This is a genomic window from Pseudoalteromonas sp. Z1A6, assembly GCF_011378745.1.
GTDB lineage: Bacteria > Pseudomonadota > Gammaproteobacteria > Enterobacterales > Alteromonadaceae > Pseudoalteromonas > Pseudoalteromonas arctica.
In genome coordinates, this window is sequence record NZ_WTKW01000022.1 from 1 (window position 1) to 21,987 (window position 21,987).

Here is a 21,987-nt window from a genome sequence, read left to right on the forward strand (position 1 = left end):
AATTTAAAGAAAATAATTTCAGATTTATTAATCCATTTTTCTTTGTATTAATAAACTGTATTTTCAAACACCTCATTTATCACCCAAACCTATAAACTCCCTCGCCCATATGCCATAATCTAAATAATTCATTATTTTAGTAACTTGGCGCGTATTTAGGCGCTTTTAAGTTAACTACTCAGGGTTTTCAGCATGGCATATCAAGAGCAAAATCAAGCAACAATCTATTGGCACGACTATGATATAATGACATCAAGTATCTGATTTAAAACAAATAAAATAAATATTCAAAATATTTTATACACATATATATACACAACTCTTATTCTCCGCTCTAATATGAGATTGCACGATTATGGATCTAATTCTAAAGTTCGCCTTACCCTTAATTTCAACACTTATAGCGATAGTTGCGATCTACTTTACTTGGCAGCAATCAAAGTCAAATAAACGGCACAATGAGCTATCTGTCAGACCTGCAATATGCAGTAATATTAACCTTCATGTAGAAACCTTTACATTTTCAATAACCAACAAAGGTTTAGGTCCAGCAAAAGTAGATGAATTTAAGTTTTTTTATGATGATGAACTCATCGAATACGAAGACTTCGAAACAATAATTAATGAAAAATTTCGGGCGTATTGTGCATACAAAAAACCACCAATTACCTCTACACAAAAACAAAATAGTTATATAGCTCAAGGCGAAACAATAATTATATTGGAATTACAGTTTGATGACAGAACAAGTCAACAAAGTAAAAACGAGATTGAGAGCGAAATAACATCCAAATTGACTCTAGAGTTTGAATACACATCACTCTATGATGAAACAGTTAAAGAAAAATTTAAATTCAGCACCAAAAATTAATTAGCCACAATTGGCTTTAATATACTTTTCAAATCACTTGCTGTTGATTTATGCCCTGTAAATTCTGCTGATGTAATTGGTGGCCCTGCTCCCTGATCTTTATGACCGTGAGTTTCTAAACTTTGATTTATGTCTTTTACCAGGCTTATTAAGTCAAGGAGTACTTTAGCCACGTTTATTGAGCTGTCACCCAACCAAACTGTTTTTCCTTCGACCTTTGCTAGTTCGGTTGCTTTGGCGTGTAGGGTTTTTAGCGTTGTTAGGTTCATGTTTTCGGTGGCTTCAATATCTACCTGCTTTTTACTGCCTAGCAATAACCCTTCAAGTGCAATTATTAAGGCTTTTTCGCCGACCACGGTTTTTAATGCGCCCATGACTTCGTTGATTTGATTACCATCTATTTTTGCAATGTCGTGGCTGTCTATGCTGCAGGTGCGTTGGTGATAGTTTTGTTCGCTTTTGCGTGCTGTTGTTTTGCTCGTGTCGCTGGTTTGGGTTATGTCGCCGTCGGTTGTGGTGTGCCAGTTCCCGTCGCGGCCTTGTAGTTTGCTGCGGTTGTTTTGCTGCAGTGTTATGTCGCTGCGTTTGTGCTCGGGCACTAAGCTTTGCCATGGTAATAAGTTGGTGATGACGGGATAGCTGTTTAGGCCATCGATGTATTGTATTAAACACTGCATGCCTGGCATAGGTTCGTTCAAAAAACCATGATCGGATGCTTGCCCTGTGCCGAGTGTTACTTGCTCAAATACAGGCACGAGTAATGGCTCATTTGTGAGCGGATTTAATAGCTGCACGTCGGCCGCTTTTAATGGTCTAAATGCGGTGCTGATTGCTGCGGCGCCACTTGGTAGGTCGTATATTTTTTCGATACGTGCAAGTTGCGGCAGGTGTTTACGCTCGTTTAACTCTGGAAAGTAGCGCTGTATTAGGCGTTTAATGGCTTGTTTGACCATCGTATGTGCATCCTGTTATTGATTAAAGTTACTTCGGTAATATGACGCCCGTTTAGCTTTATGCCTGGTCTTAATTTTGGAATGGCGATCAACTCACCGGTTGTTGAGCTTTGGGCTGTTATTGTATGCTCTGGAAAATCGTTTATTGCTGCAAACGGCCAGCGGGAGTCGTGCCAACTACCGACAAATATTTTGCCATCGGGGCGTTGTTGAAATATAAAATCACTAATGCCCCATGCTTTGCCTATTTGCTTTAGCGCTTCAATACCTGTGCCGCTATGGTAAAACGCGGGTATCGTTTTATTTAAATAGCCGGCGTTTTCAGGTGTCACAAATTCAACACCGAGCTTTGCCAATTCATCAAGCACAGCTTTGATTGTTGCATGACGAACTGAAAGGGGGGCAGTGAAACTTAATGCGCCGATTAATTCACGACAAGTTAAATACCAACGGCCGTTTGCTTGGTGTTTTGATTCGATAACGCCGAGAAAATACGGGACCATATTATCTAGCGTGTAACCTAAATGCAGCTCGACTAATCCGCTTGGCACTTGCTCTGTCACTATTTCAAACTTTGCGCGACCAGTGCTGGCTATATCAAGTTGTACACTTTTAGTAACGATGCTCGTTACTGGTTTACCTCCAATGGTTAGCGTATCAGATAGGCGAGTACTCATGGCCCCTCCACCGCTGCAAATTTACTTTGTACATCGTTATTTGAAGTGACCGTTTGCGACTGTGCATTTTGGTTTGCTGTACCATCTAGCTGTTGTTGCTCACGCTCTGATACGGACTGTACTTCAATAAGTTTAAAGGTGATTTGCCATGCGCGCTTTTCTTCAAGCTCTACTGCCTTTACCTCGCCATCAAATTTGGCTTTACGTATTTTATAAGCCTCTGCCAATGCATTATTAATTGTGTAAATAATACGGGCGCCGTTTTCATCAAGTGCTTTCGCTTTGCTAATAAGCAATGCTAAAGCCCCCTCTTCATTAAGCGGTATTTTAGTGCTCACTGTTAACATGCCAGGCTTAACACCTTGATCGCTAATGAGCGCAAAACTTCCCATGCCTGACATATCGCCACCGGCTAATTTAATTCCGGCATTAACCCGCGTTTCATACCCGGGGATATTCCAGCCATCTAACGATATGCTCATAACACCTCTTCAATATGATTAAGCTCGCTTGGTTCGCCAACAAACAAACACATTGCCCAATAGTTATGCTCATTACCTTTGCTAGCAACTGAGTCGGCAAGCTGCATTGCTGAGCCGGCTGTTATTAATTGCATATCGACCCCACTACTTTGGGCAGTAAATTGCGCCTGATTTAATCGCTCGTCGCGTGCTGTTTTTAGCTCAACGGTTTGGGTTAATACGTCGTCAATGGTGGTGATTAACTGCTGGCCACTGCTATTTACTGTGGCGAGTTCATCAGTTATTAGCTGCTCACGTATTGGCGCTAAGTTTTGCAATGTGTTTATTTGCCATTCGATACTTTGGCCGTCATAGGTTACGAGCTGAGTTTGCTCTAATGCACCTTGACTTTGCCCGTATTGAGCACAGCTAATAAACTCAGGTATTGGGCAATATTCGTTTATCGTTTTTAGTTTGCTAGCTAATGCTGCGGGGTCATTTGCGCTCACTGATAGCAGCAAACCATTAAAGCCTGTGGGTTTATCGGTTCGCGACGCGTCCTTGATCGCTAATGCAAGTAACTGCGCGCCCGCTTGCATTGAGCAAGGGGCGGCTGTTTGGTGATAACAAAGTACAATGTTATGCATTAGGTGCAACAGGCCATACAGCATCGTGTATATCTTCGAACTGTTGCGGTAAATCTCGTAATGCTTGGCGATACTCTGACCACACAACTTTCTGCTCTTGAGTTAAAGGCGCATCCGGCATTTGTGTCCAGTCATATTTCGAGATAAGTGCATTTCTCTTTTTACGAAGACATAATCTATCAACAGATTTTTGAAGCTCAACCTTCTGAACTTCTGTAATTAAATCTGAGCTTGCTTCAATATTACAGACTTTTTTACCGTTTAACGTTCCGCTTAATAGCATAAATAATTACTCCGGTGCATAAGGAATATTGGTAATTGTATTTTGAACCGTAGGCTCATTGACGAGTTCATTAATGTAATTCACCCCCCATAACGTATTAGCCAGTACTGAGGTCCCATTCAAAGATAAATAACCATTTAATAGCTCAAATTCGACTTCTCTTAGACCAATTTTAGTTGGGAGTAGGTAATTTAAGTCACCACCGAATACCCCTTGCTCTGCACTTTCTAAATCTACAATAACCTTACTTCGTGCAATGATCACAGCCCCGCCCCCCCAAAAACTGATGCCTCCATACTTGTCGAACTTTGCATTAATAACTAAAGACTGTTTAAAATAGCCCAGTAACAAGTTCCCATAAAAAAAGACACTTCCACTAAGGAAGATGATTTCAGGTGTCGTCTCGTCAATATCTATGCTTTTAGACAGATCAATATTTTTGCTATCAGGTACGATAATCACCTTACTTGCATAACAATTTATATTGCCATCAACCACATGCTTTTGTGATCTTGATAATTTTATCGTTGCAGACTTCCCAGCAGGAATTATGTTTAAAGCATGCAATAACGTTTGAAATGGCTCCGTACTCGAGCCTGAATTTGCATTACTACCATTAACATCAACGTAAAAAGTAACATCTCTATCGCCTGACAAATTGTTTAAAATAGACTGCGACACAGTGCTTACTCTTTCACTTATAGCCGCAGAGTGTTTTTCTACGGCATCGGTTAGTTGTTCACATGCGTCAACAACGCGACCTAAATCTGATTCATTCATATGCTATTTTCCTTAAGTACTTGTTTTACATGACGTGTCATGGATTTAACTTGGCTCGTCACAATACTGGCTAAATGTGTGTTAATTGCATCAATTTGTGGGCTGTAATCGAACATCCACGATTGTGCAGGGATGGTGATCCGCGCTAATGCTGCAGCCGCTGCAAACTTCAATACAAACGAGCGGTTGTGTACATTGTTTACGCCCTGGCGCTTGCGTTGTAATGGCAAGTAATCAATCGCTAGCAAAGTACCGTCTTGTGTTACTAATCCAATCCAGTTGTAGTCGAAGTCGCCAACGTCCTGCTCAAGTATGACAGCCCATGCCACGGTATTTGAATCAACATAGCCTGACGTATCAATATTGCGCCGATATACAATTTGCAATGTGCTAGGCATGCTTTCATTGGGGTTACGCTCTGCGCTTTCATTTAAATTAGGAATGTTTGCTAACACTAATTCTTTAACATCGAGCCCTAAGTTTTGCAGCGCGCGGGTTGTGATGTAACTTTTGCCGGCGTTGGTCATAATGCCGGTGATCGCTTGGGTCATAGTGGCTCCTTGGCGATACTTACACCGCCCTCTTTACTTAAAAATCCATAGTGATGATGTGCGGCAATAACATGCTGTACATCGGTGGTGATTGCTTGGGGATGTGTATTACTTACAAGGTTGTCACACCCTAGAAATTGATATAACTGCTCGAATGGCAATACGTGTTTTACATCGTGCGTAACTGCATACAGTGGCGCTTCGCAACTTTCATTTTGCAAATCAGTAAAACCGTAACTGTATTGTTGCAGCGCTTTATTTTGTGCGGCTAAATGCAGTGGGTGATCAATGTGACAGCTATCCCACTGTACGTGCGTTAATCCTAAGCTCAGTGATACATCAGCTTTGTTATGCACGGTTAATTCATAGCGCCTACACGTTCGCCCATACAGCTGAATAAGTTCGGGTAATAAATCGTTGTTGCCTGCAAGCGTTGAGTCAGACATATCAATGGCAATAATGTCCCAATCCCGCCCATCAATGCGCTCACGCACATTGAGTACTTCTAACCCTAAGCGGTCGAAAATACTTCTTACGGATGCCATTTCGCCAGCGTCAATAGTATTAACTAATGCATGCTGTACGCGTTTTCTGTATAGCTCTATGGGTTCATCATCTAGTCGGGTAGTTAGCCGCTCCCATGCCAGGAACCCTAATACAGGCTCTTCATTTTTTAACTCGTCTTTTTGGTTCACTGCCCACATAACATAGTCGCGCGATTGCTCCCAGTAACCTGTGGCCGCTTTTACAAGTTTTTCGGCGTAACCTTTATTGAGCCAGGTCGCGATTTCATTAGCCATTTGCAACCTCATTAACGGTTAATGATGTAAGTACCGGTAACCAGTTGGCTGCAGTTATGTCGTCAATATCAAACTTGATTGACTGCAGTTCACTAAATTGTTCATGGCACTGTGTTATTAATTGGCTAATGCTGAACACAGTTTGATGCGTTACGCGTGTGGGTGCATACGCTGCATTTTGACGAAATGCGGCTTGTATAAACGTGGTTAAGTCGTCTTGAATAGCGTGGCTGTTGTCATGTAACTTATAGGTTGCGGTGATATCAAACCCGTTGGTTGCCATAGCGTAAACCATAAAGTCATCCCCTAGACCATGGTGACCTGCGGTACGAATATGTTGGTTAATGGCACTCAATAGTGCTGTTGGTACAGGGCCAACATCTAAGTAAATATAAGCATCAGCCGTGCCTGGTCCACGTGGTGCATTGGTTAGTATTTCAATGTTATCTATTGGTACAGCAAAGCTAGCAATAATTTGTTTGTAAACAGCATTGATATGCCAGCGGGAAGCAGTACCAAATACGTTACGAATGCGTAGGCGATAATGCTCAGTGTCTTCGTCATCAGAGCCTGCCTTAATTAACCAATCATCATTGTTGGTTACGGTGATCCCTTCTTGTTGCTCAGTAAAGTATCGGTAAGCCTCTGCGGGTAAGTTATAAGCTGCACCGGTTTCATAGGCTTCAGCCAATGCATACGCAGTGCGTTGCCCTTGTTCAAAATAGACATCTTGTAAAAGTATAAGCTTATACACTTTATCGCCTAGCACATCGGTTACCACGGCGGTTCCTGCCACAATGGAACTTTCGCCCTCGTCGCTTTCGCGTGTAAACGTTAATAATCCCTGTGCTTTTACGCCCGCTTGAATAGACACATTACGCGCAGGCCCGTAGCGCTCAATCAGTGCGGCTCGGCTTGCTGTCATAATGAATAAGTCGGGCATTAGCTGCGTTGCTAGCCAATTAAACAGCTGCACGACGGGCTTTGTTAGCAACGCTTCAACGGTTCGCCAAAATGGGCCAAAGGGTGAATTGTTGGCAACTTGTATGTTTTGCTCTTTTAACTGTGCTTGCCACTGCGCTTGCGCTGTTTGCTCATCCATTGGCAAACCTGCATTTTGCATTAGGGTTTTAAAGTCCACTTTGTAGGCTCCCGTATTGGCGCGTTTGCGCGGTGATACTTAATGTGCCGTCGTCATTTCGGTACACTTTTATAGTGCCAGGCTTAATCCGATTATCTTGCTCGGTTAGTAATTCGAGTTCGGTTAAAATGGGCGCTATGCCGTTTTTATTGCGCAGGCCAATCAGCTTTATGAGTAAACCGCTTTCTAAAATTCGATGTTTTATATCTTGCGCCACCACATTAGACTTACTTAATGTGCTGGGTGTTAGCGAGTCATTAAGTACAAAATCATTATCCTCAACGGCTAAATCTATGTGCAGTGCAATATCAAAGTTCATCAGCTTGCTAGCTCCATCATTTGTTCAAAGCTTTGCGCTAAGTCGTCAGATTTAATCGTTAAGTTGTCTATGTGCACACGCTTGCTGTTATCGCTCTCGCTTGAACTGCTCTGGCTGGTGCTGCTCGTTAGGCTTTGTAAAAACGCTGACTTTTGTACTTTGGCTTTATAGCTATTCGTGTGTTGTTGTTCAGTATTTAACGGCTCAACGCTGTACGCGTTCGCTGTGTTAGTAATTGCCTGATCTGTTTTGACCATTGGCAATCGTTGTAATGGCGCTGCACCTTGATTAAAGCGGGCGAGTTGTTCATATTTTTGACTATAAACAGGTGAATTGGCCGCGTTAGTAAAATAATTAGCTGTGCGTGTATTGCCATTTTCTATCGCTGATTGTGTTACGAACTGTGTTGATTGTGCATTGTGGCCAACATCGTTATGTGTAGATGGGCTGCTTTGTAATACTGAGTTAGTAGCGCTGTTGTTGATGTTGCCCGTTGTTGAATAAGCAGCATCGTTTGCAGCCATGGTTACTGCGCTGGTTTGTGCCAAAACCTTATTTGTTTGGTTTGTAGCAATACTATTTTGTAATGCTGGGTTAACTACACTATGCGTTGTTGCGCTTGCAAAATAAGCAGCATCGTTTGCTGAAGCATTGTTATTAATAGCGGTGTTTACAGGCGCTATATTGATTAATCCATTCGCCACAGTTGAACTTACATTGCGGTTATTTAATGTGTTCGTTTGTGCCAACGCGCTATTTGTTTGCTCAATGACATTACTGCTCTGTAATGTTGAGTTAATAGCGTTATTAGTTTGACCTTTGTCTAACTGCGTTCGATTCAAATACGTAACATCATTCACCGCACCAGAGTTAGTGCTGGCTTTATTACCGGGTACTTGGGCAGCTTTGTTGATCACAGCTTGGCCGTAGTCGCGGCTGAACGCTTGATCTGCATTTTGCATGACTAAATTGCTAGGCTGAGCACGGTTAATGTTTTCGTGTGTTGAGGTCGCTTCTGTTTTTATTTTTGCCTCGGTATCGTCAATCAGGCCGAGCTTTTCGAGCACCCATTTTACGCTATCAATCACCCCATTAAAGGCCGCTTTCACACTATCAAACACCGCCATTAATACTTTTCCCCATGCGGTATTTTGAAACGCAGCCACTAAGTCATTCCAGTAATAGATAAGCGCACCAACCGCCGCGATGAGCGCAATAACACCCGCTACTACCCACGTAATTGGGTTTGCCCAAAGCGCTGCATTAAACAACCATGTAGCCGCTTGGCCTGCGAGCATAACTGCTTTAAATGTACCCATGGCAATGGCCGCCGCGCCCATCGCTGCAATGAGTGATAAAAAACCCAATACACGCAACGCAATAAGTGCGCCTTGCCATAATTTAGTTATCACTGCTAAACCCATTGTGAGCGCACCACTTGTTATTAGCGCCATTTTGTAAAGGCCCATCATGAACATGACCACGCCATAAATAGAGATAAGCGCCACAATGCCCACTACAAGTGTTGCAATCACACTGGATAAAATCGGAAAGCGCTCAGTTAAAGAGACAATACCCGCAAAGCCTGCTGAGAGTAATTCTATAAAGGGTTCCACAACGGGTAGTAAACGACTGCCCATTGCTGTAGCGGCCGCATTAAACGAACCGCCTAATCTATCCCAAGGACTGGCAATAATGTTGGCCATTTCGATTGCTTTGGAGCTGTCTTGCACGTTTTCAAAGACGGTGATGCCGTCTTTTAGTTTATCGACTTTGGTACTCAATACATCAACGGCTTTTGCACCTTGCTTACCAAATATTTGAGTGAGCACATCGCCACGCGCTACAGAACCCAAAGAGGATAAGCGGTTATTAATACGCCCCAGCACTACGTCTATTGCTAGCATGTCGCCGTTATCTGCGGTTAATTTTATGCCTAATGCATCTTGTGCTTTACCAATGCCTTGTAATAATGAGGCCGCTTGCGTGCCAGCCACAGAGCCTGATTTAGCAACCAATTGCAGTTCACCCACTAACGCGAATTGTTGAGCTGAACTTAAGCCAATGTTTGTCGCGGTCGCCCCAAGGTTTGAAAACGCGGCTTGCATTTCTGCACCGGTAGTTTTGTAAAGCTGTACGGCGGTGGCGGTTTGCCCTGCGATTTGGTTTACCCAATTCGCTTTGCCCATTTTATTGGCGGTCTTTTCGAAGATGCCATACATGGTGCCCATATAGCTGGTAATAGTGGCTGCGTCGGCTTTGGTTGCTACCGCTAGTATGTTTGACGTTTTGGTAAATTCAGATAGCTCAAACCCATTTAAGCCGGCAATAGCTGATTGAATATCGTAAGCACTGCGGACGAACTCGGCCGAGTTACCCCCAAATTGAAAACCAAACTTATAGGCTGTTTTAGTCAGTTGTTGCAAGGCGTCGTCGGTAACGCCCAGTGATTGCACCTCGCCCAAAGCAGCAACGTGGTCAATTGCAGGCGCGAGCGATTTAGCAAGGGCATAACCGCCACCCACGGCCGTGGTTGCTCCGCGCATCATTTGATCTTGTGCGGCAGCAGTTTGCTGACTCAGCTGATTAATTTTAGCCATCACTTTATTAACCGGACCCGTCACCTTATCGATGATCCCGATTGAATAAGTAAGCTTGTCTAATTTGCTGAGTGTTGCCATTAATTACTCGCCGCCTAATGCTGTGCAAATACCGTTATTTACGGCGGTTACAAAGTTTTCTTGCTGTGATGTTTCAAGGTAAAGCGCCTGCGCCAAGCTCTCGTCAGTTACTAGTTGGTTGCCAAAATACTTAGCGTGATATGCCAGTAACTGATCGAGCCTGCTTTTGCCTATTTGCTTGGCTCGGCTTTCGATTTTTTTACCGTAAAATTAAACTCAGGTTGGTATTCTTCAACAATTGCACCCACTAAAAATAACGCTGCACCCGGTTGCTGTACCAGCTCTTTAAGCTTTTTAGCGTCGGCTTCAACCACTGTGTTTAATAAAAAATTAGTTGCTGGCTGCACCTTGTTATTTGGCTGAGTCGAGTTAATGTATTTGTTGTAGTCGGCGCCATTTACATTAAATGTGATTTCGCCAACGGGGGTTTCTAATGTGATTTTTTTCTCAAACGCCATGATCAATACTCTCTTTAATATCTGCTTGTTCTAACAGTGTGTAGGTAAAATAAGGGCCGTACTTGGCTGCTGATTGCTCACACAAAGCAATAAATTCATCAAAGTCATTGGGATTTGCAAACACCTGGCAACCGGCTGACCACTTATCAACTTGGGTTGATGTGGTTTTGCTGTTTGCACGGTGGCAATTAATACCAAAGTAACCTTGCTGTAGCTCTGCTTGGGGTGTGACGTCCGTGTCTAACTCGGTGTCTTTGTTGTTGTCACGTAGAACAACAACCGGTTTATGCTGTACAAGGGCGCGATACTTGCCCTGGTGATAACCCAACATCCATAAGCTTTTATGCTGCCCTGCAACTAGCACCGCTGTGCCGTCTATGTTCATTGGGTTTTTACGCCAGTAAATACCGGCATCTGTTGTGGCTTTATACTGCTTTAACTGCCATTCGCTGTTTTGCTGATACAACACACAAATTGCATCGTTAAACGTGTTGGCGCGGGTGTTTGCATGACGAATGCCTATAATGTTTAGGTTTAATTCACCCTCAAATACTTTATGCCCACATGCTTGCAGGGTGCTTAGTAATGTTGTGGCAGTTAGTGTGCGAATGGCTTTAGTCATTACAAATCTCTCACTTCATCGTCAGTTAGGTATGGCACACCGTTAATTTTGACAAAATCAGGGCTAGTAATTGGACACTTGATTGATGTGGTGTCTTCTTCGCCACCATCGGCTTTAATGTTTAAAATTTCGTCCAGCTGCGGCAGGCAACCAAACGCTTCAACGTTCTTTTTACCTGCAGCTACTTCTGCATTAAACGCAATATCGAACGGTTCAATACCTTTCCAACTGCCTGCTTTTTCAGCTTGCGCTTGCACGATTAACCAATTTTCATGATCAAGCTTTAGTGTTACTTCGCCTTCAACATCGCCATCAATAAAGCCCTTTGGAATACCGCGCACTTTTTTAACGGTGCGCCCATCCGTAATTTTGCAAGTCGCTTCCATAACATGAACCATCGAATCACCAATGAAGATATCGAAGTCTTTACCGCCTAGTACTTTTTGCATGTTTGCGCTCCTACTCTGCGTTATCTAACATGATCCCAACAATGATGGTGTTGGGTGAATCGATTGGTTTAACTTTAAGTACGACTTGTAAGGTGGTCGCATTCATAAACGTTATGTTGATACTGTCGTCTTTTGGTGCGCGAATTAAACCAGGGAACTTATCGGCACCAATATTGATAGAGCGTGCCATGTCGCGCAGCGGTTTACCCATAATGCGTTTACCAAATTCAATCCCGGTGCTGCTGTTGTTTAAGCGACGATTTTTAACGTTTTGAATTCCAATAATGCGCACAGCACGTGCAGCCATATCAACAATGCGGCCAATTTCAATTTTTTGAAAATCACCGCCTTCAGCGTCCAGCATGTTTACATCGCCAAAATACGTACCATCAAAATCAGCATAAAACTGTGTACAACTAAAACGCAGCGCATCAAGTGCCGCCGTGGTTGAGTTGGTTAAGGGGTTGCCGGCGGCATCTTCTGGGTGTGGCATCAATGACATTGCCCCCGTAAGCACACGCATTGGGCTATCAGCAATAGTGACTGCGCTTTTACATAAACGCCCTGTTACTGCGCCTAGTTCGTCACCGAATAAAAGCGGGATAACAGCCACACGATCGCCTACTACGCCATCGGTTAACGGTTGCAATGAAGTCACTAAATCAGGCCAACTTTGCTCAGCCGTTAAGCCAGGTGCCGCAAGTAAAAAGCGAACACGACGAGCAAGGCTCGATAAAATCTCAAGCGCTTTCCCTTGGTAGCTTTCAATGTCGGCTTTGCCTGTAACTGGCGTACAAATAACAATAATTTCAGGGCTAACATCCTGATCCATTGCTTTATCAATAAGGGCCATTACGTTATCGCCTGCGCCATGCGGAATGACATAACCACTCACTAAGTCATCACCGTTGCGTTGCCATGCTTTTACTTGTGTTTTTAGTGGGGAGTCGGCGGCGCCAAACTCAACATCAAAATCACTTTGTGCATTAATAGATAAAATTTTGCCGTTGTTCTCACTCGCTTGACCGATAAACAACACACTGCGTTCAATCTGTTTCGTAGCGCCACTGCCTGTTTGTATGGCGGCAACGGTTACTTTACCTTGTGCCATGATCGTTCCTTTTGCTTTGCGCTACGCAACGTGCATAGCCTGGTTTAAAATAAAATTCATTTGCTGCTTTTCTTCGCCTTGCGTTTGCCCTAAAAATGAGCGGGCCGGCAAGTCAATTTGCCATGTACTCTTACTTGAGCTGCCCTTTAAATCGCGAAGTAAAAACCCTGCTTGGTTAATGCTTAAATTCTCTGTTATCCATTTAATGCTTGGGCGTTTACTGCCCTTGCCTTTACGACGCGGTATTTTGTAACCCTCGGCTATTAATGCCCTGGCTAAATTTCGCGTGGCTGGCCCTTCTTTATTTTGTCTAGCTTTACCTTTTGGTTTTCCTGCATCTAGGCTTATGCCCTCTTGGTGGGCGCGGGCTATTTTTCCGCTGTTGCCCCCTGAAAAATAAACACTGGCGTCGTTTGCACTGTGGCGAACCTTCATAAACTTTTTAAGCTTGGTGAGCATTTTCTTTTTTTTACCACTTGCTCTGCCTTGCCATGTTTTGCCTGCTAAATCCGTTTGCTTGGTGATCCGCTCTTTACTGCTTTTATTCGTTGTTCGAATAACACGACGTAATATATTGCGCCGCTTATTAGGCTTAAGTTGTAAAAACGCTAATTGGTCTTTGCTGCGCCCTTCGTCAAATTTAACGTTAAGCACGGCTTACAGTGCCTTGCAGTAAAAATGATTCAGCAACCCATAGGCTTTGCTCGCCAAAGTCGTAACGGTTACCGTTTAACTCAAAAGGGCCGTTGTCTGTTTGTATTAGCTCTATGTCTTCACACAGCTGGTTAATAGTCAGCTCTACTTCATTGCTGTTGTCGTCGTTTACATCGGCACTAAATTCAATATCGGTGCTGTCATAACGCCCGCCATTGTTTTGCAACCAAAACGATGCAAAGGCACAAATTAACGCAGCCGGCGCAAAGCATGGATTAATGCTGATCACACCTGAGTAATAAAACCGCGCTGCCAATAACCCGTTACCATTCATTGTTTTACTACTTGGCTCTATGCGTCCGCCTTCTATCCAGCTATCAAACTGGGTATTAAGCGCCAACTTATGGCCTTGGTACTCAACACTCACTAAATGCTGTTTAAGCTTTTCAATTTTGCTTTTGCTCATAACAGCTCTACCGATAAATTAGGGCTTAGTGCTTGCAGTAAGCGCATGGCGTTTATGCTTTCGCGTTGCCAGTGTTCGAAGTTATCAATGGCTGATTGCGACTGTGCTGTTGCGTTTTCACGGTGTGTACTGCCAAGCTTGGATACCAATAAATTAGCTTTGGCTTTGCTATACACTGCATCGTTATAAAAAATTATTTGTTGTGCGTTTAATGGTGTGCCGTTAGTAAGCACAGCGCTTACTAGTTCTTGGTTTGCCTCGGTCTGTGCGCGCTTTAGCTTTTCAACAAGCAGCTCACTTTTACTGGCGTATTCTTGGGCAACGGCGTAGTGCTCTATAAAATAAGCCGTGCTTAATGTCGGGTAATAGCCATTGCCTGGCACATCAACATTAATGCTTTGTAAATCTGCTTGTGGCATACCGCTTAAATTCATATTGCACCTGTAAAAACACACACATTAAATTGGGTGCGGGCGCCACTTAGTCACACTGGCGACATAATTAATACTCGCACTGTGCTAAGTTGCCCGCTGGCGTTGGAGCTGTTACTCGTTAACCGTTGCTTTTAATTGCTTTGTTAACTTATCGACTAAACCTTTAACTCCTGCTTTGTCGTTGATGGCTTGGGCGTGCTCTGCAAATAACAGAGCATTACCGTAGTTGTGCTGGGCTGCATCAACCTTGGCAGCAATGGCGTACAATTTACCGCCCACCACTTCAAGGCCGTTCCAGTCTTGGTTTTTTACGGTATTGATTAAGCCACGCAGTACATAGCTGATATCAAATAAGCCTTGCTGCTTTGATTCTGTTAGGTAGTAATTAGCGTCATCGTAGAGTTGGTCGATAACGAATGCAGGCCAATGTTTGGTATTAAATACCGTTGGCAGTGGTTGCTTTTGCTCAATCATAAACGGCAGGAGTTCTAGCGCCGCATCCCAGCGTTTTAAGTCAACCAACCAAATAAACACCCATGCTAAAACCGTGTTCGGGTGGCACTGGCCGCTTAGTCGATATTGATTGATATACCCTAAATAATCTTGGCGTTCTAACGCTTCAGATTTGTATGTTGCTTTATCAGCTATATCAGTAAATGTTTTTAATTGAGCTAAGTCAGATTCGATGGCTGCTGCATAAAGCTGGTACTCGGTTTGCGTAGTGATAGTGGTTGGCGCATGGGTGCTCGTGGCTGTTGCCGCGACCGTTGGCGCTTTTTCGTCAGTGCTTGTTGGTACGCTGCTTGCTGCTTTGGCTAATGATTTTTTGACTAAGCTCATTTAAAAACACTCTTTAATGTGGTTAAAAAGACCGGCTTGAAAATTGGATTAAACAAGCCGGCCAAATGGGAATTTACCGAAAATTTAAACCCAGGTGCTACCGTCTGAATTTGGTAACTTGATACTGGTTGATTCGAAGTACATAACTTTTTCAAGGTCTTCTACGTAGTAGCAATCGTTGCGTGATAGGTAGTCTTCAACGCGTTTTTTCTTGGCGTTGTTTTCTACACTGGTACGCGTTGAGCCCGTTTGCACGTAGTGACTTAAGTTGTCAAAGCTGGTGACTAAAATGCCACGAGCGGGGAAAAACGGAATTTTGTATGTCATTAAACCGCCATAGGTATCAATCACCTGTTGCAGCTCAATCTTGGTTTTTTCACTTGGGGTATGTGCTTGCTTGGCGTACAGCTTATTTTTGTCTTGCGCTAAAAGCTCGTCGCCAATAATAGCTACCATGTTTGCACGTTTGTGCTCTGGAATACCTTGCAATGCATCGTGCACCGCTTGGTCTAGGTTTTCGTAATCGCCGCCAGCACCAATACGAATTTCGCCAGCGGTTGCGCCTTCACTAATTGCGCGCTCGGGTGCATCGCGGCGAATTAGTTGTAGCCAGCCAATGTTTACATCGTTCATCATTGGATAGGCTGTAATATCTGTGGTATCAGCTACGTGCGTACCATTCCAACCAATTTTAATAATGTCGAGCGCAATAGCCTGGCGTACGTGATTACGATAACGATTATGAAAATCAGGGAACTTAGACCACTGATCCATTTTTACCCATGTGATATGAATGTCGCATTCTGTTGGGTAACAACGGTATTCACGTTTATCGAGCTTTGATACATCACGGGTTTTACGCTCTTTGGTGTCGTCAGTTTCAACGCCTGCACGACCTGTTACGCCACCGTCTACACTCATGATCACTGACTGACCAACTAAGTCGTCAACCGGTACGGTGTTGATCATCTGTAAAAATTCAGCCGATTCATAAACAGCATCATATAAGCGCTGCTCGGTTGTAGGCTCAACGTTGAACTGCTCACTCATTGATGTAACGCCGTAATTAACGGCCATGCCTGCCATAATGGCGACAAATAATTCTCTAGTTCTGGTTTTCATATTCTTTCCTGCGTTTAGCTAAGTTAAGTTGGTGATGTAATTACAAGCAGTTGCTGTATTTACCCTCATCGCCTTCGGGTTCTTCGTCGGCGTCAGTGGTATCACCCGCAGGTGTTTTCAACGCTTTAGTGAACTTGTCATTAAGTTCGTCCAATGCTGTTTTTGTTTTTGATAGCTCTTCTTTTACTTGAGCTAATTCAGTGTTTTCATCATCAACTGGCGGCGTTTCTTCACCTTCCACTTTTGTGGTTGAAAACGAATCAAGCTTTGTGGCTAAGCCATCGAGCTTTTTACCAAACTCACTAAGCGGTGTGCCCAGTGCATCTTTTAATGCATTGGCTAATTGTGTTTCGTTCATGTCGGGTTCTTCCTTTGCGAATAGTCGTTTAAAAAATGGTTTTTTAGGTGCGGCGTCGATAGGCTCACATGATCCTAAATCAACTTTTAATAAAGAGACGTCCGTGTCATCTGGCTTACTCTTACTACTGAAATGGATACGGTCGGTATAGCAACTGGCTGGGTAGTCGGTCACTGCTAAACCGGTTAGGTAGGTTTTGCCTGTGCCCATAAAATCGCGGCTAATTTCGATACTAAAATAAACAGCTTGATCTGCTTTGTTCAGCTCTACAAACCCTTGATTGGGGGCAAGCACTGCGTATAAGCACACAACGCCCTCTTCGTTTTCATAGGCTGCAACGCTTTCTACATCGCCCAACATGCCGGGAATATCTACGTTATGCAGATTTTTAGCGGCCCAACCTGACCAATTAAACTCGTGATCAACATTAATACGTGCACCGTATTTACGCGGGTTATAGGTTTCTACAATGTCGGCTACGTCTTGCTCTGATATTTCGCGGCCGTCAACGGTCATACCTACAGCGGCAATCGATAACGGTTTAGTACGTAGTTGACCTGGCATAAACAACCCTTTTTAAATATGTGCAAATTAAGCGTATTGCTTTAAAGTGATTGCAGTTTGCACCCTCTTTTTATTCCTTTCCAACGGTTTAACTTTTTGAAATTCCTATATTTAACTTTTAGGAATGGCTAGGTTTTTGACTGACAGATTAAGCGCTTTATTACGAATACACTGCCGCTATGAACTAATTAACGCGGTACAATAGATGGCGAACTACGGACCAGAAATACGCAAAAAAGCACAAGACTTGTATGTGGTTGAGGGTTACACGGTGGACGAAATAGCCGAGCTTGACGACATGCCCAGTGCGCGTAGTGTTCGCCGTTGGGCTGAGGCTGGAAAGTGGGAGGACATGTGCCCAAGCTATAACGCCGAAATGGCCTTTAGCAAACGCATTAATGTACTGGCCGATAAAGACGATAAAACCGATGCTGACTATAAAGAGCTCGACTTTTGCACGCGCCAGTTGTGCGCACTTAATAAAAGTAAATTAGCCCCAGCCCCAAAACAGCGCGCAAGTAATGACGACCCCGCCAACAATAACAGCGGCAACAGTCATAACGGCAATGACAAAAAATCGAAGAAGAAAAAGAAAAACGATTGCTCTGGCATTACCCTTGAAATGCTCAACGAGCTTAAAGACACATTACTTTATCCTCACCAAAAACATTGGTTTGATAACCAAGACCATCGCACCCGCTTTATATTAAAACCACGCCAGATTGGCGCTACATTTTATTTTGCATTCGAAGCGTTTTACGATGCTGTGGTAAATGGCCGTAATAAAATATTTATATCAGCGAGCCGCGACCAAGCCGAAGTATTTAAAGCCAATATTGTGGCGTTGGTGCGTGAGCATTTTAATGTTGAACTTAGCGGCTCGCCCATGGTGCTTAATTTAGCCGGCGGTAAAACCGTTAAATTAATATTTAAATCAACTAATGCCCGTACTGCTCAATCTGAATCTGGCGATTTATATATTGATGAAGTGTTTTGGATACCTAAATATAAGTCGCTGCGCGGTTTAGCACAGGCTATGGCAACGCATAAACATTTACGAATAACCTATTTTAGTACGCCATCGGTTACCAGTCACGAAGCCTACGACCATTGGAACGGTAAATGGTACCGCAAAACAAAAGCGTGTAACGATCCTGAATTTGCCATAGATGTAAGCCATAAAAACCTGAAGAACGGCCAGTTATGTGACGACGGTATTTGGCGACAAATGCTAACAGTTTACGATGTAGTAACCAGTGGCTTTGACCGCATTGATATTGGCGTACTTGAAAACGAATACAGCGTAGATGAGTTTAATAACTTGTTTATGTGTAAGTTTATTGATGATGCGCACAGTGCATTTAATCTTAAACAGCTTATGAACTGCGTGGGCGATTCAACCAAGTGGAGCGACTTTGATTTAGACTACGAACGCCCGTTTGGCCTACGCCCTGTTGTAATTGGTTTTGACCCAGCCCGTTTTGGCGATAAAGCAAGTGTTGCCATTTTAAGTGCGCCCATGAAGCCAGGAGAAAAGTTTTTACTGCTTGAAGCACTTGATTTAAGTGGTAATGACTTTGAAGCGATGGCGAACGAGATAAAACACCTCACCGAAAAATACAACGTTGTGCATATTGGCGTAGACACCACCGGCATTGGCTATGGTGTGTGGGAGCTTATTACTAAGTTTTACCCTAATGCTGAGCCGATTCATTACAACCCCATTATTAAAAACCGCATGGTAATTAAGGCCATTAACGTTATTCAAAACCGCCGCTTTGAGTTTGACCAGGACGCGGTAAATATTGCTAGCTCGTTCATTAATATTCGCCGCAAAGTGGTGGGCGACCAAATTACCTATGCCACAAACCGCACAGCCACAACAGGCCATGCCGATATTGCGTGGGCAATTATGCACGCCATGTTATTTGAACCACTCGACGGTAACGCCCATAGCCGTCAAACATCAGTAGGAATTGCAGCTTAATGAATAAACCACGATTACAAATAAGTAACGGCCAAGCGCCAAACTATAACCAACGCACAGCGGTAACCGATACGTTTAGCTTTGGCGATCCTGAGCCATGTTTAGACAACCGACTAACCGATTACGTTGGGGTGTTTAGTGACAGTAACGGTATTTACGCTCCGCCTATTAATTTGCAAGGCTTGGTTAAACTACTGCGCGTCAATGCCCAGCATGGGCCAATACTCTACTTTAAGCGCAACATGATTTTAAAGTGGTATAAGCCTAACCCGCTTTTAAGCCATCAAGCCCTTAGTAAGTTTGCGTTTGATTTACTGTGGAGCGGTAATGCCTATTTGCAGGTTATTAAAAATTCATTTGGGCAAGTTATTAAACTGCGCCATTTGCCTGCACTGACTATGCGCTATACCGATAAACGCGGTGTGTACGCACAATTAAGTAATCAAAGTTATGAACCTATTTACTTTAATGAAGGCGAAATAATACACGTAAAAGAATACGACCCCGGGCAAGGCATTTATGGCATACCGCAATATTACGGCGGTATTCAGTCGGCTTTGCTTAATGAAGATGCCACGCTATTTCGTCGCCGTTATTACAAGAACGGTGCGCACATGGGCTTTATATTCTCAATGGCTGACCCTAATTTAAGCGCTGACGATGAAACCGCTCTTAAAAATGCCATACGCGACAGCAAAGGCGTGGGTAACTTTAGAAGTTTGTTTTTTAATTTTCGCAGTAATAAAGCCGATGCTGAAAAAGCGATAAACATTACACCGGTGGGCGACATATCAACAAAAGACGAATTTGAGCGCATTAAAAAAATTACGCTTAACGACATGCTCAGCATGCACCGTGCGCAAGAAGCACTGAGCGGCCAATCATCTGGCGACAGCCCAGGCTTTGGCGACTTAGACAAAATTACCCGTGCCTATTACAACAATGAAGTTGTGCCCCTGCAGCAAGACGTATTAGGCATTAATAACTACTTACCTGCCGCACAGCATATTGAATTTAAAGAGCCTGAGTATTCAGACTTAAACCCAACACCTAAGGAAGCCGCATGAGCTGGATAGATGTAACAGAGTTTATTAAACAATGGGGGCGTTTATTTATGTTGAGCTTTTTAGCAGCCGCTATTCAAATGTATTTAAGCAAAAAGCAATTTACGTTTTTTCATTATTTTATGAGTGTGCTCATTGCCATATTTGCAGCCTACCTATCAGCCATGTTTTGTGAATGGCGCGGGTTTGATGAAAACCTAAAAACAGGCGTGATTGGGGTAACCGCCTACGCGGCCCCGCATTTACTCGAAGGGTTCGACAAACTAATTAAAGCGTTTAGTAAAGACCCTAAAAGCTTTCTTAAATTTATACGAGGGATTAAATAATGGGATGGTTAAAAACACTGGTTTCGTTTATCACTGACCCAATAGCTGATTTAACCGGCGGCTACGTTGAGCGTAAACGCATAGCGGCAGAAATGGCCGCTGATATAGCACGGGCTGAAAACAACTTTAAAATTGCTCAGTTTGAAGCCAAATCAAAGCGCTGTATGCAAGCCGAACAAAACGACGCTGATTATGACTTACTGGTTTTAAAAAACCGCGATAAAACCATTATGGATGAAGTGATCATTCTATTCTTTTTGGGGTTGTTTGTGTGCCATTTTATCCCCGATATGCAACCTTATATGAGCAAGGGCTGGCAAGCAATGGGCTATAAAGGCGCGCCCTGGTATTTTGAATTTGTGATAGTGGGTATTGCGGTTTCAACGCTTGGGTTAATGCGATTGTTTAGAGCATTTTGGGGAAGTCGGGGCAAAATAAATGAAACTGAATAAGTTTTAATTTTAGCCATTAGATTCGACTAATAGTACTTAATAAAGCCTGATAAATACTAATGAAGTAGACAGCTAAATAGCTAAATTATTTTGTCTATTTAGACCATAACTATTGTCTGGTATTTTCTTCTTCAGCGCTAATAGCCTTGAGAGCTTTTTTTTCATAACTCTTGATTAGTGCAGGTGCAGATAATCCAGACATAAACGCTAAAATAATTAACCTAACATATGATTGCGCATCATGCCGTAATATCCCGTAGAGGACTAACCAAATTAAACCTCCCCCCACACAACCAATAAAAACTCTAGATAAGAAAAGAGGTGCATAAACTTTAAAGTTAGCCTCTGGTATATTATTTACAGGTAGGTTTTTAAAGTCATTCCTTTTGCATACATAATCAACTAATGCACCAATGCCTCCAAAGCACAGTGCCGTGATCAAAAAAGCAAGATCCATCTCTACAAATCCTAATATCTCTAAATTAGTCATATATTTCCTTTATGCTAACGCCTATCCAAAAAGCGAAAGTCCTGATTATGTTTAGCGGAAAATAGGCGCAAAAAATTTTTGTAACCTATTAATAAGTTCAATATATAGGAGTTACTACATAGCGCTTACATATTTTAAATTTTAAGTCATTAGATCCTAAATTACGCAAGGTGTATGTATTCTACACATTCACCTTTAACTTCCCCTAAAAATGTAGACATCTTTTATTTATCCAATCTAATTCTTTGATATGCTCAACGACTTCAGCTTTAGCGTTTAGTTGGTTCAACGCCCTTATAAAATTTGGTGCAAGTGCGCCGTTCAAAGCTACTGCTGATTTTTTATCAATACCTCGCACCAAGTAATCACTCAGGGCGCCTTTAATCTCAACACTAGAAATTTTACAAAGGGATAAAAGTAACTCTA

The 21,987-nt window shown here is 43.0% G+C and carries 28 protein-coding genes; 5 read left to right on the forward strand and 23 right to left on the reverse strand.

Annotation, left to right across the window (positions count from 1 at the left end):
• The first annotated feature begins 355 nt into the window (after positions 1-355).
• Positions 356-871: a hypothetical protein gene (locus GQR46_RS02655; RefSeq protein WP_165739759.1), complete on the forward strand. Its 516-nt coding sequence runs from the start codon at positions 356-358 to the stop codon at positions 869-871.
• Here GQR46_RS02655 and GQR46_RS02660 read toward each other — a convergent pair.
• The 21 genes from GQR46_RS02660 to GQR46_RS02760 form a co-directional block, all read right to left on the reverse strand.
• Positions 868-1,824, reverse strand: coding sequence for a hypothetical protein (locus tag GQR46_RS02660; RefSeq protein WP_165739761.1), 957 nt, complete (start codon positions 1,822-1,824; stop codon positions 868-870). The genes GQR46_RS02655 and GQR46_RS02660 overlap by 4 nt on opposite strands.
• The gene (locus GQR46_RS02665; RefSeq protein ID WP_165739763.1) at positions 1,797-2,501 is read right to left on the reverse strand and encodes a hypothetical protein; all 705 of its coding nucleotides are present in this window, start codon (positions 2,499-2,501) and stop codon (positions 1,797-1,799) included. The genes GQR46_RS02660 and GQR46_RS02665 overlap by 28 nt, the downstream gene beginning before the upstream one ends.
• Positions 2,498-2,983, reverse strand: coding sequence for a hypothetical protein (locus GQR46_RS02670; RefSeq protein ID WP_165739765.1), 486 nt, complete (start codon positions 2,981-2,983; stop codon positions 2,498-2,500). Before GQR46_RS02670 ends, GQR46_RS02665 begins: the two co-directional genes overlap by 4 nt.
• Positions 2,980-3,609, reverse strand: coding sequence for a hypothetical protein (locus GQR46_RS02675; protein ID WP_206009432.1), 630 nt, complete (start codon positions 3,607-3,609; stop codon positions 2,980-2,982). Before GQR46_RS02675 ends, GQR46_RS02670 begins: the two co-directional genes overlap by 4 nt.
• Positions 3,602-3,892: a tail fiber assembly protein gene (locus GQR46_RS02680; RefSeq protein WP_165739767.1), complete on the reverse strand. Its 291-nt coding sequence runs from the start codon at positions 3,890-3,892 to the stop codon at positions 3,602-3,604. The genes GQR46_RS02675 and GQR46_RS02680 overlap by 8 nt, the downstream gene beginning before the upstream one ends.
• A 6-nt stretch (positions 3,893-3,898) precedes the next feature.
• On the reverse strand, positions 3,899-4,672 hold the full coding sequence (locus GQR46_RS02685) for a hypothetical protein (RefSeq protein WP_165739769.1): 774 nt from the start codon (positions 4,670-4,672) through the stop codon (positions 3,899-3,901).
• Positions 4,669-5,223 (reverse strand): phage tail protein, encoded by a 555-nt coding sequence (locus tag GQR46_RS02690; protein WP_165739771.1) that lies wholly within the window; start codon positions 5,221-5,223, stop codon positions 4,669-4,671. The genes GQR46_RS02685 and GQR46_RS02690 overlap by 4 nt, the downstream gene beginning before the upstream one ends.
• The gene (locus GQR46_RS02695) at positions 5,220-6,023 is read right to left on the reverse strand and encodes a hypothetical protein (protein ID WP_165739773.1); all 804 of its coding nucleotides are present in this window, start codon (positions 6,021-6,023) and stop codon (positions 5,220-5,222) included. Before GQR46_RS02695 ends, GQR46_RS02690 begins: the two co-directional genes overlap by 4 nt.
• Positions 6,016-7,164 (reverse strand): baseplate J/gp47 family protein, encoded by a 1,149-nt coding sequence (locus tag GQR46_RS02700; RefSeq protein WP_165739775.1) that lies wholly within the window; start codon positions 7,162-7,164, stop codon positions 6,016-6,018. Before GQR46_RS02700 ends, GQR46_RS02695 begins: the two co-directional genes overlap by 8 nt.
• Positions 7,154-7,483, reverse strand: coding sequence for a DUF2590 family protein (locus GQR46_RS02705; RefSeq protein WP_007378137.1), 330 nt, complete (start codon positions 7,481-7,483; stop codon positions 7,154-7,156). The genes GQR46_RS02700 and GQR46_RS02705 overlap by 11 nt, the downstream gene beginning before the upstream one ends.
• Positions 7,483-10,164, reverse strand: a complete 2,682-nt coding sequence (locus tag GQR46_RS02710) for a phage tail tape measure protein (protein WP_165739777.1) — start codon at positions 10,162-10,164, stop codon at positions 7,483-7,485. The genes GQR46_RS02705 and GQR46_RS02710 overlap by 1 nt, the downstream gene beginning before the upstream one ends.
• A 170-nt stretch (positions 10,165-10,334) precedes the next feature.
• The gene (locus GQR46_RS02715; protein ID WP_007378140.1) at positions 10,335-10,622 is read right to left on the reverse strand and encodes a putative phage tail assembly chaperone; all 288 of its coding nucleotides are present in this window, start codon (positions 10,620-10,622) and stop codon (positions 10,335-10,337) included.
• On the reverse strand, positions 10,612-11,244 hold the full coding sequence (locus tag GQR46_RS02720) for a hypothetical protein (RefSeq protein WP_165739779.1): 633 nt from the start codon (positions 11,242-11,244) through the stop codon (positions 10,612-10,614). Before GQR46_RS02720 ends, GQR46_RS02715 begins: the two co-directional genes overlap by 11 nt.
• Complete coding sequence (locus tag GQR46_RS02725) at positions 11,244-11,693, reverse strand: phage protein (RefSeq protein WP_007378142.1); 450 nt, start codon at positions 11,691-11,693, stop codon at positions 11,244-11,246. Before GQR46_RS02725 ends, GQR46_RS02720 begins: the two co-directional genes overlap by 1 nt.
• Positions 11,694-11,703: 10 nt before the next feature.
• Positions 11,704-12,804 carry a DUF2586 domain-containing protein gene (locus GQR46_RS02730; RefSeq protein ID WP_165739781.1) on the reverse strand — a complete coding sequence of 367 codons (1,101 nt, stop codon included), beginning with the start codon at positions 12,802-12,804 and terminating at the stop codon, positions 11,704-11,706.
• A gap of 21 nt (positions 12,805-12,825) precedes the next feature.
• Positions 12,826-13,458: a phage virion morphogenesis protein gene (locus tag GQR46_RS02735; protein ID WP_165739783.1), complete on the reverse strand. Its 633-nt coding sequence runs from the start codon at positions 13,456-13,458 to the stop codon at positions 12,826-12,828.
• Positions 13,451-13,924 carry a phage tail protein gene (locus GQR46_RS02740; protein WP_024609305.1) on the reverse strand — a complete coding sequence of 158 codons (474 nt, stop codon included), beginning with the start codon at positions 13,922-13,924 and terminating at the stop codon, positions 13,451-13,453. The genes GQR46_RS02735 and GQR46_RS02740 overlap by 8 nt, the downstream gene beginning before the upstream one ends.
• A complete protein-coding gene (locus tag GQR46_RS02745) occupies positions 13,921-14,358 on the reverse strand; it encodes a head completion/stabilization protein (protein ID WP_165739785.1) in 438 nt (145 codons plus the stop codon). Before GQR46_RS02745 ends, GQR46_RS02740 begins: the two co-directional genes overlap by 4 nt.
• Positions 14,359-14,469: 111 nt before the next feature.
• A complete protein-coding gene (gene gpM, locus GQR46_RS02750; RefSeq protein ID WP_165739787.1) occupies positions 14,470-15,198 on the reverse strand; it encodes a phage terminase small subunit in 729 nt (242 codons plus the stop codon).
• Positions 15,199-15,282: 84 nt separating this feature from the next.
• Positions 15,283-16,320, reverse strand: a complete 1,038-nt coding sequence (locus GQR46_RS02755; RefSeq protein WP_165739789.1) for a phage major capsid protein, P2 family — start codon at positions 16,318-16,320, stop codon at positions 15,283-15,285.
• A gap of 40 nt (positions 16,321-16,360) precedes the next feature.
• Positions 16,361-17,242 (reverse strand): GPO family capsid scaffolding protein, encoded by an 882-nt coding sequence (locus GQR46_RS02760; RefSeq protein WP_165739791.1) that lies wholly within the window; start codon positions 17,240-17,242, stop codon positions 16,361-16,363.
• A 205-nt stretch (positions 17,243-17,447) separates the two neighbouring features.
• Between GQR46_RS02760 and GQR46_RS02765 the strand changes: the two genes are divergently transcribed.
• Genes GQR46_RS02765 through GQR46_RS02780 form a run of 4 tightly spaced genes read left to right on the forward strand, consistent with a single transcriptional unit; the run spans position 17,448 to position 21,071 of the window.
• Positions 17,448-19,229, forward strand: a complete 1,782-nt coding sequence (locus GQR46_RS02765) for a terminase family protein (protein WP_165739793.1) — start codon at positions 17,448-17,450, stop codon at positions 19,227-19,229.
• Positions 19,229-20,296: a phage portal protein gene (locus tag GQR46_RS02770; RefSeq protein ID WP_165739795.1), complete on the forward strand. Its 1,068-nt coding sequence runs from the start codon at positions 19,229-19,231 to the stop codon at positions 20,294-20,296. Before GQR46_RS02765 ends, GQR46_RS02770 begins: the two co-directional genes overlap by 1 nt.
• Complete coding sequence (locus GQR46_RS02775; RefSeq protein WP_165739796.1) at positions 20,293-20,619, forward strand: phage holin family protein; 327 nt, start codon at positions 20,293-20,295, stop codon at positions 20,617-20,619. Before GQR46_RS02770 ends, GQR46_RS02775 begins: the two co-directional genes overlap by 4 nt.
• Entirely contained in the window at positions 20,619-21,071 is a 453-nt protein-coding gene (locus GQR46_RS02780) for a hypothetical protein (protein ID WP_165739799.1), read from the forward strand. The genes GQR46_RS02775 and GQR46_RS02780 overlap by 1 nt, the downstream gene beginning before the upstream one ends.
• A 109-nt stretch (positions 21,072-21,180) precedes the next feature.
• Here GQR46_RS02780 and GQR46_RS02785 read toward each other — a convergent pair whose 3' ends face one another.
• Together GQR46_RS02785 and GQR46_RS02790 are read right to left on the reverse strand one after the other, a co-directional pair.
• Positions 21,181-21,561, reverse strand: a complete 381-nt coding sequence (locus GQR46_RS02785; protein WP_165739801.1) for a hypothetical protein — start codon at positions 21,559-21,561, stop codon at positions 21,181-21,183.
• Positions 21,562-21,766: 205 nt separating this feature from the next.
• Positions 21,767-21,987: hypothetical protein (locus GQR46_RS02790; RefSeq protein ID WP_165739803.1), on the reverse strand; the 221-nt coding region annotated here is incomplete at its 5' end.